This is a genomic window from Leptospira bourretii (assembly GCF_004770145.1).
Taxonomy (GTDB): Bacteria; Spirochaetota; Leptospiria; order Leptospirales; family Leptospiraceae; genus Leptospira_A; species Leptospira_A bourretii.
Map to the genome: position 1 here is coordinate 24819 of NZ_RQFW01000026.1, position 14503 is coordinate 39321.

Sequence of the window (14503 nt, forward strand, 5' to 3'; positions counted from 1 at the left end):
TTACCTCGCCAACTTGTTGGTAATGTCGTATACTAGAGAACTTACACTCTTTTGCATAAATGTTCCTTTATAAATTTCTGATAATTCTAAGTTATATGCAGTGAATGTGGACATCGAGACTACAGAGCCATTTGCATCAAATAGTTTTATAAATATCATTATACTGCTACTTGGCTCTCTTATAGACTCATTCGAATAAATCGACACAGAAGTTTGTAATATGTATCGGATATCATTAGATGATATGTAATTTCTCAACTCGCTTTTTGATAACAAAATCTGTATATTGTCAGAAACAGTTCTAAACTCACCCGAAATTGGGTTACTTGAATTGATTGGGGATTTTTGGTCAAAACTTTCTGGTTTAATCTTAAATAGTCCAAGATCACTTACAAAATTAACTTGAAAGCCTTTCTCAATCAAATGAAGTGATACTAGGTCTTGTACATCCTTACCTAATTGAGGGATTATATATATATTCCTTGTTTCAATTGGTAGTATTAAAATTGTCTCTGAATTTTGTTTTACCAATACAGTTTTTGGTTCAAGATGGGTAGACTTACAAGAAACCGTGACTAATAAACTGATTAAAAGTAAAATTACTTTCATTTGCCCTCCATACCAAATTGAAAAGTCGAGCTTAGCGGAATATTGTTGGTGTCTTTGGCTCCAGTATCAATTGTGATCATATAAAAAGGGTATCCTGCAGGCATATTATCCGTTCGTGACAAATTAAAATCGCCTGATGTTGAGGCATCTCCAAAAGCCATTGTGTCGTTACATGAAGATTCAAGTTCTGAATAAGAAAGAGTTACGACACGGCAGCCATATGGATAGACAGCTTGGCAATCAGCCCAATTCCAGCTTGCTAATTGAATTACCGTTCCAGGTGGTGAAGTTCTTTGGAGGCGAATCGCATTGATTGTAGCTGATATATTCATATACTTTGAGAAAATAATTCTAAAATTATCTGTATTCACATCTAAGCAAGAAAGAGAACTTCCGCTTCCACCATTTCCGGTATCCCCTCCCCTAAATTGATAAGCATTTGGTCCAAGTACTGGCAAGCTACTATCCCAAAAACAATTGGCAGCTAACCAATTGCCACCTAAAGCTTGCCCTACTCCTGGGAAAGAATTCGAACAGCCTTGGGAAGCAACTCCAATTGCTTGAACTATGGGTGCATCAGTAATGGCCCCACCAGCAACAAAGCTATAGGATGTGTTTTGATCGAAAGGAATGCGATCACTTGAAGTAGCTATCGTATTAACGGAAATGGTATATCTAACACCAAAAGTGAATTTTGCATCTGGTGTGAATGTCAAAATTTGGTCTCCTCCAGACCAAAGGAAAGTGCCTGTCAGGTTAGGTGAAATAGAAAAGCCGGCTAATGTTTGAGCCTGACTCATCGGACGGGAAAATTGAATTGTTATTGGGGTCGTAATAGAATTTCCTAAACAAGCATTCGTGACAGTTGTTGCGACAATATCTGACAGTATTCCTGCTCCTGCAATACAGTCTGCCAATGTTCCTGTGGCAAGTTGAATGGATGTTATTGTCGGTAATAGATTCAATGTACCTACATAGAAGCTTGAACTTATTGGAGAGATAAGGCGTATACCATTTGAATCTTGGATAGTACTAGTAAGTTGGACGCTGATCCTGGATCTTGCAACAAAAGCGGAATCAGGATTGAGTATAATTCTGCTATCAGACAACCACTGAATGTTAAACGGAACGGACGGAGATAGATTTATACCATTCTGAACAGAAACGCGATCCATCGGCTTCGAAAAAACTATTTCTATTGGATTGATATTCGGTGACCCCATGCATGCATCGTTTACCACATCCGATATTATATTTTTTTTTGGACCAGCATTTGCATTACAATCAGCAATTGCCCCTGTATTAACGTTGATTGCGATTACTTCTGGGTATTGACCTGCTTGTGCAGCTTCACCGACTGTGAAACTAGCAGAAAAAATATCTTTAATGTCAGTACCTGAAACAGACTCGCAATTTTTTGTTAGATTGTAAGTATAAGAGCCATAATTGAGTTGATTTGAAGGAGTAAATTTTAGGCTAATATCAGTGAAATCGAAGAAACCTTGAATTTGTGGAGAAACTGAAAAACTCTGAATACATGAAGTGATATTCATTGGCTGATTAAAAAATAAGGAAATGGATTGATTTTTAGGTAAATTTTTATCTCCCATTCCTGGAAAAGCTGCCACCACTTTTGGTGAGTTATCACCGAGGAAAGTCAAAAATTTATCTGGCGTTATATTCGATTTATTACATAAAATATTTATTAGAATTGAAGATCCAACAATCAAAAAAGTTAGAATTTTTTTCCGAAATACCCATTTCTGCATTATCATTTAATTTATACCTACAGCCAAATCCGTCAGGTCTGTATCAAAATTTTCTTTTATGAACGAATTCCCTTTCCCTTGCCTTATTTTAACTAACTCTAGATTTTCAAAAGGAGTGCCCAAAATAAAGGCCATTTCAAATGATAGGTCTATATAGTTCATTAATGAATTTAATAATTCTTCGTAAGATTTTAGAAGGTCATACTCAGCGCTTAATATGTCTATTTTTTTTGCAAAGCCTTTCGCGTATCGGCTTTTCACTGTTTTGGTGATTTCCCGATTGAGAGCTACTTTTGAATTCATTACTCTAATAACTTCCCAAGCTTCATCTAGTTTTTCGTAACTTTTATGAATGTCGGCACGAACAGTAACCTCTAACAACTGTTTATTGCGTATTGCATCTGATAAAGCTATTTTTCCTTCGTAAATTTTCCGAGAATAGCTTAAGTCATCGAATAGGTTCACGGTAGAGCTATTAAAAGCATTCTCCCCTTTCCCGACAAATTGAGGTCCATAACCAGGTATTCTTTGTATACCTGTTCCATCTGTTTGTACGCCATAGTTAGCAGCGGATTGGGTTGTACTGCTGCCAAGTTGGGCCTGGAGCGAAATATTAAATCCATAAACTTCATTTGCAACGGGTAAGGGGCTATTTGTGTTTTGACCATAATAACTCCCGAAAACTACTTTGGGTTTCCAATAGTTTTCTACAATCTCCGCCCTTGTTCTTAAATTTTCTATCGCCAAACGTGATTTTTTAATTTCAGGCTTTTGGAAAATAAAATCTTCGGATAGTAATTTTTCGTTAGGTGGTATTATTTCGAAATCTTGTACGATTGAATTCTTAAATATTATTTGGGTCTCGATTGGCATATTCATTGATTTGAGTAAATCAAGGTGAGCAATGTTTGATTGGGACTTACTTTTGACCAGACTTAAGTCAAATTCTCTCACCTTAGTTTGAAGTTCCAAAAATTGGAGGTCTGTAATGAATCCTTTACTTTTCTCTTCATTAGCTGCAGTTATACTAAGTTGCATTTTTTCGCTATATTTTCGATTTATTTTATGCTTAAGCTCAAATGCTAAATATTTTAATGCATATCTCCGAACCTCGAGGACAGTTTTATCCTTAACAATTTTCCAGTCTTCCTGGTTTAAAAGTTCCTGCAATTTGGCTGATTCAATTTCGAGTGCATTCTCTCCGCCATCATATAGTAGTTGGTTTAATTGTAACCTAATATCATTATATTGGGTATCCGGTTGATTCATATTTGCATTCTTTAACCCAAAATAACTAATGGCAACTTTTGGCAAATAATTTCGCCATTTCTCTTTTATAAGCATTCGGAACACTTCTTTTCTATCTTTTAGCGTCGCCAGTATAACATTATTTGTTAGCCCAATAGCTTCCGCGTCCTCGAAATTTAGTAAAATTTTCTGATCGGCTGTGCCCGGGTTACTTCTTAATGTAGCAAAAGTTAATACAAAAATTAAAAACAAACTACTTCTTAGGACCACTCACTACTCACAGATAAATTCCTTAAACTTTCTATCGGTATAACCTAACATACTTTTACTATTATTTGTTTGTTTATTAAAAGATTTTTAGCAAATCAGGTTTTTAACGGCTCTAGGCTTCATTTTCCGGCGTTAATTTCTTCTTTTGGTTATAGGGTATGCTAATATGGCGAAATCGGAAAATGTTTTTAAGTATTAAGTGATCTGGCTTATGGCTGAATTAGATTAATTATAAATTTAGAATGTTTTAATTTAGCTAAGATTTTTCTAAATAGTTTGTTAATATAATTTCCAGTTTAGATCTAAGTTGTATAAAAAATCCCCTACTACTTTTGAAGTAGGTTACCCTTTTTCTGTATCGAAATTGATGGAAGCTGCCTTTTGGCACTTGGTAACCGATCTTTTGGACAATTCTATAAATTTCGAATGAAATCTTGCCTATGCTGTCATTGGTGAAATATTTTCGCAGTAACGCTATGAAGCTAGATTACTCAACAATTATTTCAGGGTTTTTTGAGAATGATTGTATTTTAGTGCTCTGCGGATCTGGTATTCATGAAAAATCTATTTCGAGTATTTTACTTTCTACTTTTTTTGATTCTTTCTTTGGCCAATTTGAATTATCCTTTTTTGCTTGAATGAATGTTTCTAAAAAATTAAATGAAACTATATGAAAATCATCACCGTTGCGTCAATGAAGGGTGGCGTTGGGAAAACCACCTTAGCTGTCTATTTAGCAGCATTTCTTGCTAAATCTAAAAAAAAAGTTCTCCTGATAGACGCTGACCCTAATAATAATCTGACTGATTTTTTTCTCCGTGATGAGGGGCTGGACACTTTGGAAAAATCCAATCTTTTCCAAGTTTTACTAGGTATGGTTGATGTTAAAGATGCTATTAGGTCTTTTTCGGCTAACCTTGCCATTATTCCTTCAACTCCTGAACTAGCAAAAGCACATGTAGAATTGGCTAATGATCCTGGTTCAATGATTCGATTCCAATCTGAAATAAAATCGCTGAAATATGACTTCATTGTTTGGGATACCCCTCCCTCTTTAACTTATGAACTTTTTTTAGCTCTCTATTGCTCGAATGTAGTTTTATCGCCGCTTGGATTCTCTCGATGGACATTCCAAGGCTTTTCCTTGATTGAAAATGCTTGTAGAAAGATGAAATCTCCGGATCCTATTGGAGTTCCTTGCATTGTGTCTAGAAAAGATTCTGAACGTATTTATGAGTCTGGTTTAGAAAGAATATCTAAATCAATTATTTCAAAGAACATCGCCTATGGGAAGTCTGCAATTCTCGGTAAGTTATTACCAGACAACTCACCCCTTTGGGATGAGTTAAGATCTCTTACAAAGGAAGTTTTATGAGCAGGGAAAGATCGAAACTCATATCTTCTTTGGGTGGCAAAAGGCCAGGAGAAAAAGATTTAGTACAACATTCTTCTAAAGATCTAGACGATGAAGTTGTCAAGATTAACGAACTTCACCAGTCGATGGTATCTAACATGAGTCGCGCCATACAAAGTGCTATTATGATTGGGGAGATTCTAATTAACAAAAAAGCAAGTCTTCCGCATGGTGCTTTTTTGCCTTGGGTTGAGCAGAACGTCCCTTTTTCGCGTGCGACAGCGGCAAATTATATGAGAATGTATGAAAATCGAGATCTCTTAAATGTAAAACGTGTTTTACATTTAAGAGATGCATTAAAGTTACTTTCTGAAGAGTCAAATCAAACGAATAATGAGAAAATCGTAAATAGGCCGCCTAAGGAGATATATAAGGACTATAGATCAGGGAAGGGGCTTTCAAAAAGCGAAAAAGAGATTGTGAGAAATTGGTTAACAGGGAAGGTTTCCAATTTAAAAACGAAAGCCAAAAAGCTAGAGGAAGAAATCAAGAAGTTATAAAATTCAGGATATTTATTCCTTAAACCTCACCCAATTTCATAAATCCAATTATCTTTTTACACATCATCATTCCTGCAAGCATCGGATGCTAAAAGTCCCTAAATAAAGCGACATAGTTATCGTATACCAATATTGGGTTAGAATCATTATCGTAGCGGTGGTAATTACAAAGTGTACAGTGAATGGGAAGAGTTAAGATAAAAAATGGTTGTGTCACAGTCAGGTTAGGTTGAGATAAAGCGAATCGGACGTAAGGGGAACAACCTAACATGCAGCAATTGGCGAAATATAAGAAATTACTAATTTTATTAATTTTGTTTGGGATTTCGCTTAGATCGCAGGTCGTTATTCCTGAGCTAGATACTCCAGGGTACGAATCGAACTTTATGCGAGAAGTATACGGCCGATCTTATTTTTTTGGTAATTTGAGTAGTTGGAATGAGCAGGTTCTTTATTACCAAGATATGCTGCGCGCTTCCTGGGAAGATCAGGTGGACGAGGCAATTTTTGAATATGTAAATTCGGTAACTACTAGTGATAGTGTCAACGATGTAGACGCATACAAAGACTATGTGTTAAAGGAATTGGAATCACAAAAGTCTGTAGCTTTAACTAATTGGCAGGAGGCGGCAAACTTGGATTTGCTAAATAATAGGGAGCAGTTTTTGACAAGGCTCACGAGTAGCCAATTAGATGAGTCCTATATCAGTCGTATGGGCATGACCCAATACTACAATCAGCTAAAAAGTTACCAAGAAGCACAGCGACTACAAAGTGAAATTCAAACGGCAGCTATTTCCTGGTCTCAAAATTTTAATCAGAACTTTCAGCAAGGTATAAGTGATTTTACGACATCGTTTGCCGCGATAGAAAATAATTATCAGAATTTGATAAATTCAATTGATGCGAATGACCAAGCGTTCCAAGCAAATTTAAATGCAATTAATGAATATAAAAGTTTTGTCAAAGATAGCATACGTTCTGTGTTGACCAATTTTGAAGAGGAGTTGGGTAAGACCTGTAATGAGCGTTACGGTTGTGTATATAGGCAAGCTAATGGGGAGTTAAATACAGCAGGTCGGAAGTTGCAGAGTTTAGTTGATCAGATAAAGCCCAAACTTAACGATAATTCCCTTAACCCAACTATGGAGTTAACGTTATTTTCTCAGCAGGTTCGAGATTTTTTAATCGACCAACAAATAGAAGCAGATTCGGAATTTAATAAATACAATCCATGGATAACATCGCTCCAAACGAATCCATTTACTCAGTATGCTTTGTCGGACAATGCATATGATAGTGGGTATGCCTATTCGGATGCAACAAAATCCAATTTGTTGTCATCCGTATTGTATGGCGGATTTGATTACTGGGCGAATGTATCAAGGGCGAGTTCGTGGACTGGGACAGAAAATGATACGACAAATATCCTCCGACTCGTATATGCCCTTCAATTAGACCATTTTAATAATGATTCAAGTTATACACGGTTGAGCAGTATAGTACGAGAATTTTTAGGTCCAGATAAAGAACTGACTACAATCCACCTTGCGAACGCTTTTGCAAGAGATGTGCAAGAGAGTAACACTGCAAAATTTCTAGGGATCCCCATCGCTTATGTGGCTCGAAGTGGTAATGAGGGGAATATGTTGGCCGGAGCAAACAACTTTGCTTTTTTGGGAGTGCCCGACCAAACTATTTGGAGCCACTGGGCTGCGCTGCGCTGTACTCCTATCGGCTGTATTGTAGATCATCATCAGATGGATAGCGTTACCTTTGCGATTTCTTATAGTGTAAAAGATTTAGTGATCGAATCGCAAGCCAATTACTGGAAGGGCATAGATTCGTCAATGCAAGGTCAGGTGGGGAAGTACAATACCGAGATATTACCCGCAGTACAAAACTGGGAAGGTCAGGTTGCAAATTATGACAAGTTTTATACAGAATGGAAGGTGCAAGCAGAGATAGCGAAAGAAAAGGCACAGGCAGATTATGAGGCTTCCTTAGCTTCTCTAGAGGCTGAGAAACAAGCATGGATTGCCAATTCACAAAAAGAGTATAGAGATGGTTATCTTCAGTGGTCAGAGTTAAGCGCAAATGCACAATCCGGCAAAACAGTTGCGGCAGATGTTAGGTCAGAGATAGGAACAATCTCAACAAGCAATAATTACTCAGTGGTAAAGCCTGCAGGGCTTAGCAATTTAGTAGATAGTTTTAATGCGAAATTAGAGACCATAGCAAATCAAGGGTTTACATTCACCGATCAACCAGCGGATTCGTTTTTGAATGCAACAACTCGTTTACAAGCAGGTGAGTCGAATAGTGGCAGTTATACCTTGTTAGGCGCATTTAGCCAAAAGACAGTCAATACAACTTTGGATATTGGTGGAAAAGAGTATAGTTCTATTATTCAAGGAACAACAATAGGTATATATCAATACGCACAATTGGTCTCTGTAAATGATAGCAATAAGGAATTAGCTTTTAGAGAACAGGAGAAGTTACTAAATCAAAATAGCTGGAATATAGAGTATTCATCGATAGAGATCGGAACTATGGTGGATGGTCAATATTCAGGAACTGGACTTAAGGATGAGGCCGCGATCAATAACATACTCAAGGAATTAAATAACGGTGCGCGTTACCAAATTGCTTTGGAGAATTGCCAGAAGGAAGCTCGGGCAAATACCGATTGTTTTTCGGACGTAGTTCATAAAGGAAGATTAGCTGAACTAAGTTCTTTGGGTTATGAATACAAAGAAGGTAAGGTAGTTAGAAAACTTGATAAGTCTGAACAAATCCGCTTAGGCACTTTCAAAGATTATGAGAGTTTGACCCAAGCTGAAAAGGAAGATTTTGGAAGTTGCTATGTTGATCCATCTCTTTGCAAAACCACAAATGGTAAAAGTCTGCTTCGCAAAGATTTTAATTACACAATTGATAAACAAACAAACGTAGCGACATTAACGCGCGTTATTAACAATGGACAGATTGCACATAGAGATGGGGATACCTTTACAAACGGGACACAGCTGGAAACACGTACATTCAACCTCGCACAAGTTAAGACAGTAATGGCCCCCAAGGGTAAAGATCTATTCGATACATGGGGTCATGAGGATTGGGAGAATTTTTCCACACAGTCCACAGAGAAATTAACGTCATTTTACGAGGTGGGTTTAGTTGCGGTAGGCAGAACAACCCAAAATGCAGTAGCATCAATACGCAAAATAGAATCATTCAATGAGAAAAAGTTCCAGAACACTGTGGATGGGATAAAAAACCAAGAGTCTATGCTTAAGGAGTTAGCGCTTGCTTATCTGACTGGAGGTATGGCGGGTATTCAAGCAGCGATAAAAGGCAAGGTAGAGGATAAAATTAACTCTAGTTTAGCAGAAGTATTTATTCGAGCAACAGGCGGAACGATGGAAGATTTGCAGAGGATGACGGATGCGTTTAGCTTTGTTCGTGGAAGGGTGGAACAGAACAAAATCAAGGCAAGAGATAATTATTACTCTGTCAATGATCTTGCAGGTAGTATAGAAAGATTCGGTGTAAAGTATGCTTCTACTGTTTCATCTGTATATGCAGAGATGCCTGTGATTGGACCAATAATTACCACTGCTACGGGTGTATCGATGGCATTGACCAAGGAGGCTTTGGGGAAGAAGAAGTATGAAGAAAGCCTAAACCAGGCAACAGCAAGAAAAGATCGTATTGTAGAAATCAAAGCTAATGAACGCGCAATGGCCAAAAGTTATGTGGATAAAGCGATTGCCCAAGGTACTGGCCTCTCTTTGGAATTAGTTAGCCAACAGAGCACAGATTTCCTCGGAGCTCGAGATGCTGCGCGTGTTAGAAAAGCGAACAATGCCAGATGGGGGGCAATAGACCAAGCTGTAGGTGTAGTAGGTGGGATATTTAAAACAGCCTTCAATGCGTATGGTATGAAGGATCGAGATTTTGCAGCGGCACTCAAAGACGGGAATCGCCTATTATACGCAGGAAATTTGAATACAACCTACGCTGAAAAGGCAGCACTTGCCGGCGCGAACCAATTTTGGGGGATGTCAGGTCCAGGACTATCCTACCAAACGAATGTATTGAAGATTGGCGATAATAAAGGTATTGTTAGAGAGCTAGGACAACAAGCACTGGTGACTGAAATTGCACGTATCCAAGGTTGGGACAAAGACATAGTGAATTCCATAGTTCGTAAGGAATATGGGAAGTATGAACAAAGGCAAACAGACAAAAAAGTCCAAGCTGATGCGATCCGCGATACGGCCAAACTCGCCGCTACCCTTTTGCTTCCTGGAGGGATCGCTGCACTAGCGGGTCAATTTGCAAGTATGGCAGGGCAGATCGGACAAATTGCCGCAAAGATCGTAGAATTGTATAGTCAGTCAAGTAAGTTGTTCACTGCTATTGTGAGAGGAGTAGTGCAGGTCGTAGATGGAACAAGAAACGGGATCAATGGAGTAGTTGCAGGTCTAGGAAATGCTGTGTTAGGTGTTATGGGTACTTCCGGGGTGTTCAATTTTGGCCCTAATATGGGTATTCTGTCCAATTCCGCACTGGGGTTAGGCATTAGTTATGATAAGGATCGTGGATACGGTGGTATGATTGGTATTGGAAATAGTACCACTAATGCAAGTGTAGGGTTCTACCAACATGGAGCTACTAGTTTGGATGCAAGTTTATCGGTGAGTGAATTTTCCCAGTTAACGCTTTCTCATTCTGGAAATTCGACTCAAGTAGGTATGAACGTAAATGCCGGAGACGGTGACCGAAAAGGATTTAACCTGAGTCTGAACTATGACATCCAACAGGGGATGGCATCCGGAAGTATTGGATACACAATGCCTGATGAATCGAGTCCCTTTCACAAAATGGGACTTAACCTGAATTTTGATCGTTATGGAATGACGAGTACTGCCCAATACGACGGTATTAACTTGGCTTCGATGGGTCCTGCTGGGTTCAGTATGCAAGAGATCGACTGGGCTATGTTAAACATCAATGAAGCTCAGGATAGACAAAAGTTTAACAAAGATAAGTTATATTTAGAAGACTTAAATAAAAAGTTAAGTGTTGGAGACAAACCATACATTGATATAACAAAGATTTCTGATAAGGACATTGAAAACCTTGCCGATAATGAAAGAGCGAAAGAAAAACTGATCGCGAGCGGAAGAGAATCAACCGAGAGTTTGAAGGGCCTTGACCCAAAGGAAATCGCATCTAGATTAGATGCACTAAAAGAAGCACAATACACAGAAAATACGGCAACCGGAGCAGCAGTGGCCACCTCGCTTGCCTTCAGCCTACTTGGATTATTTGGGTATAGGAGAGAGGGAGAAGGTGGGGATGTAGCCGAGGGTGAGGTTGGGACCCCAAATTTTTTACTAGATAAACAATTGGCGATTGAAGCTGCTCGAAATAGTGGTTCGGAATTTTTCCGAGATCCATCAACTGGTGAAATTTTCCGAATGGTCGGTGATGGAGATTTTATTATTCGGAAGGCAAGCGATGATGAAATTTATCGATATGAAAATGATATAAAAGCAAGAACAGCTGATTATATTGAAGGAAGAGATAATTCTGAAATCATTTTGGTTAACGATACGAATTCAAGAGGAACCGGAGTAGACTCAGCTGTTAACAAAAAGAGTAACTTCGGCTCTACGAAAGATACGTTACAGGCAAAACAAGATATAGTTGCGAAATTGGGTGAAATAGATCCAGCAACAAAAAATACGCTATCAAAACTGGAAACCGATATTAGGAGAAATGAAAACTATTCTAAAAATCTATCGGAATTTGGAAAAAGAATTTCTAATGAGAAAGACATAGTTCGTTTAATAGACAATCCAGGAGAGCTAGATAAAATTCTGAAAGATCCGTTTATATCGAAAGAAGAGCGCAATTTTTTTAACGGATTGAAACTTGTAATTGAAAGGAACGGTATTCTTCCAAAGAATCAAAGTGATTTAACGGATAATTTTCTGACAGAAGGAAGCAGAGAAACTGCTATTAAAGATGCGTTAAAGGAACTTCAGCCTATTAAAGAATCTGCTATCAAATCGATTGCACTTAAGCAAAAACAGCTAACGGCAGATACGAATGCATTAATTGCAACAGCAAACCAAAAACTCAATGAAGTCATTATAAAGGACAATCAAAAGTACAATGATGACCCATTGAGTCGGGAACAAAGATCCTTGGAACTTAGTAAAACATTGAATAATCCAGCTCAATTCCAGGCCTATATTGATACGCATGTTTCCTCTCGACTAGATATTGCGAATGAGAGAATAGTAAAAAATTCTGAGCGAGCTCAAATCGAGAAAAATCTTAAATCGGCAACTGGGACTGAGAAAAAAGTATTGGAAGGCAAGTTAACTGAGATTAATAAAAGAATTGAGACTTTAGATGAAAACTTGCAATCTTTTAGACTCGGTCGAAAGCTGGGGGAACCAGAGAGCGATTACCTAAAGCGGATGAGTGATTCATTTAAAGGTGAAATTGAAGGAATAGGCAAAATTGTAAAAGATTTAGAGGCTCAGATAGCAATTGAAAAATCAAAGTCATCTCCAGAGAAAGCTAAGATAGATAAACTAAATAGACAGATAATCGAATTCGAAAGCCGACTGCTTACAGCAGAGAATCAACTGGCAAGAGTCAAGGCATACACCGAGGGTGATTCCGATTTCGTTAGTCATAAGGATGAAAATGGTAAATCCGTAAAAATTGCTCTTCCTGCGATTGACGGAGAATTTTCTCCGCCGATTAAAACTAAGGATGGAACTGTAACTTTAAATTCTCATTACGGATCAGATGGTTACGGTACTTCCCTTTCTAGAGTCGATGAATTTGTTTATGGAAATGATCATAAAGGAATTGATGTAGACGGTAAAATAGGAGACAGTGTCCTATCTATGCTCCCTGGAAAAGTCAAGTCGATCACTTATGGAGTTTCCATTGAAGTCCTAAAATCGGAAGCATTGCAAAAAGCAGGTATAAGTTTTGATAAAACATCAGGTAATTTTTATGACAAAACAGGAACCTTACTTAAGCATGAAGAAGTTTTGAAAATTGATCCAAAAGTGAATCCAAATTCACCCGAGCTAAAAGTGAAAGGGGTGCAGTATGATAAAAAAACAGATACCTATTTTGTGATCAACAGTTCTGCAAATAGTGATCGTGTGATACTAACTGACCAGCAGGTGAATAGTTTAAATATAAAACCAGGTACTGAAATTTCCCCCAATGGAAATTCTCTTGTGATTTCCTCAGAAATCAAATCTGGGCCTTTCGCAGGGAAATACGATATTTCTTACAAACACTTAAATGAGGCACCATTCACGGGCTCAAATGAGAATATAGTTCCTATTGCAAAAGGAACCGTGCTTGCACCTGGTCAAAATATTGGAACCTTAGGTGGAACTGGTCGTTCGACTGGCCCACACCTTCATATCGAAATAACAACAACCGAAATGCCAAAAGATGTTCCGAGAGAATATTATGACATACTGGAAAAAGACAAAAATGGGAATGGAACTTTATATAGAATTAATCCTGCTTATTTTATGAAAGAAATGGCTAGCAAAGTAAGTACAGGATATGACGTATGAGAAAATATACATGGAAATTAAAGTTGGCAATGTCAATTAATCTTAAGGCCTTTATAATAGTTTTAATGGTTTTCGTTCAATGTAAGTATTTTGAAAAAGTAGAAAAGCCGGGTTATGGAAATACATGGATGGAAGGACCCAAGGAGGAGTTACTTGAAGGAAATATTTATTATATTCGAAATAATGTAGATACAAACAGCGAATACCTATTTAAAAGACTCAATCTTGATCCACGTGCAATTGCAAAGTTAGGTGTTGTACCTTATATTAGAAAATTGGAAGGCTATTTTAAGAATAAAAGTTATGAAGACGTAAGTTATGAGTTGGATACGAAATTAAGTGAGGCAATTGCAATAAAATTTGGTTTACTAAAGCTGGTAGAAAATGACTACGGAGAAAAGCGAATTGAAAATTACGGTGAAGACGAAATTAAAAAATATGTTGCATTTATCTCAGCAAGTTTAGAAAAAAAACAGGGAATTTGTAATCTTTCTAAATTCTTTGAAACTCAGTATAAAAAAATCGAAATTAGAGCCTATCAAGCTTTCGATCCTTTTCTTGATCCGGAGACAAAGGAACCTCTATATTATAATCTCACTTATAGAATTGACTTCGTCCACAATCTAGATCCAAAACTTAGTGAGGACTCAAAAGAGAGGACTCATGCAATTACAATTGCGATGAGATTTAACCCCAATAGAAATTCTACGGATATTGAGATTTCCCGGATTATTAACCACTGTCCCATTCCAGAGCTGCAAGATGCAGAAGAGGAAGAATGAGAAGGGATTAACGAAAGTTCACCTTTCTCCCGCGCCACTGATCGAAGCGGAAAACCCTCCGACCACTTTTCTCTTCGAGTGGATTCCATTTATAGCAATAAAATATTTGTCTTATCGAAATGATTTAAAGTGGTGGGAGAGATTGCAGCGGAGAGCGGGATCGGCTAATCGTAGTTGGCGTGCTACATCTAACACATTCGAGGCGCCAAGATTCGAACTCCCGAACACAGAAAATACGGCAACCGGAGCAGCAGCGGCCACCTCGCTTGCCTTC

General features: G+C 37.9%; 7 protein-coding genes. 4 read left to right on the forward strand and 3 right to left on the reverse strand.

Annotated elements, in window-relative coordinates; translation table 11 throughout:
* From EHQ47_RS19525 to EHQ47_RS19535, 3 genes are read right to left on the reverse strand one after another with little or no spacing between them, the layout of a single operon-like run.
* Entirely contained in the window at positions 1 to 609 is a 609-nt protein-coding gene (locus EHQ47_RS19525) for a hypothetical protein (protein ID WP_135777968.1), read from the reverse strand.
* A complete protein-coding gene (locus EHQ47_RS19530; RefSeq protein ID WP_167483321.1) occupies positions 606 to 2378 on the reverse strand; it encodes an Ig-like domain-containing domain in 1773 nt (590 codons plus the stop codon). Before EHQ47_RS19530 ends, EHQ47_RS19525 begins: the two co-directional genes overlap by 4 nt.
* A gap of 6 nt (positions 2379 to 2384) precedes the next feature.
* Positions 2385 to 3878, reverse strand: a complete 1494-nt coding sequence (locus tag EHQ47_RS19535) for a TolC family protein (protein ID WP_167483322.1) — start codon at positions 3876 to 3878, stop codon at positions 2385 to 2387.
* 688 nt (positions 3879 to 4566) lie between these two features.
* Between EHQ47_RS19535 and EHQ47_RS19540 the strand changes: the two genes are divergently transcribed.
* The 4 genes from EHQ47_RS19540 (at position 4567) to EHQ47_RS19555 (ending at position 14229) form a co-directional block, all read left to right on the forward strand.
* Positions 4567 to 5271 (forward strand): ParA family protein, encoded by a 705-nt coding sequence (locus tag EHQ47_RS19540; protein WP_135777974.1) that lies wholly within the window; start codon positions 4567 to 4569, stop codon positions 5269 to 5271.
* Positions 5268 to 5810 carry a DUF3102 domain-containing protein gene (locus tag EHQ47_RS19545; RefSeq protein WP_135777976.1) on the forward strand — a complete coding sequence of 181 codons (543 nt, stop codon included), beginning with the start codon at positions 5268 to 5270 and terminating at the stop codon, positions 5808 to 5810. The genes EHQ47_RS19540 and EHQ47_RS19545 overlap by 4 nt, the downstream gene beginning before the upstream one ends.
* A gap of 269 nt (positions 5811 to 6079) precedes the next feature.
* Positions 6080 to 13447, forward strand: a complete 7368-nt coding sequence (locus EHQ47_RS19550; RefSeq protein ID WP_135777978.1) for a TIGR04388 family protein — start codon at positions 6080 to 6082, stop codon at positions 13445 to 13447.
* A complete protein-coding gene (locus EHQ47_RS19555) occupies positions 13444 to 14229 on the forward strand; it encodes a hypothetical protein (RefSeq protein WP_135777979.1) in 786 nt (261 codons plus the stop codon). The genes EHQ47_RS19550 and EHQ47_RS19555 overlap by 4 nt, the downstream gene beginning before the upstream one ends.
* Positions 14230 to 14503 lie beyond the last annotated feature (274 nt).

Coding starts and splice junctions, on each gene's coding strand:
- EHQ47_RS19555 (WP_135777979.1), top strand. CDS start 13,444: ATGAGAAAATATACATGGAAATTAAAGTTGGCAATGTCAATTAATCTT.
- EHQ47_RS19540 (WP_135777974.1), top strand. CDS start 4,567: ATGAAAATCATCACCGTTGCGTCAATGAAGGGTGGCGTTGGGAAAACC.
- EHQ47_RS19545 (WP_135777976.1), top strand. CDS start 5,268: ATGAGCAGGGAAAGATCGAAACTCATATCTTCTTTGGGTGGCAAAAGG.
- EHQ47_RS19530 (WP_167483321.1), bottom strand. CDS start 2,378: ATGCAGAAATGGGTATTTCGGAAAAAAATTCTAACTTTTTTGATTGTT.
- EHQ47_RS19525 (WP_135777968.1), bottom strand. CDS start 609: ATGAAAGTAATTTTACTTTTAATCAGTTTATTAGTCACGGTTTCTTGT.
- EHQ47_RS19550 (WP_135777978.1), top strand. CDS start 6,080: ATGCAGCAATTGGCGAAATATAAGAAATTACTAATTTTATTAATTTTG.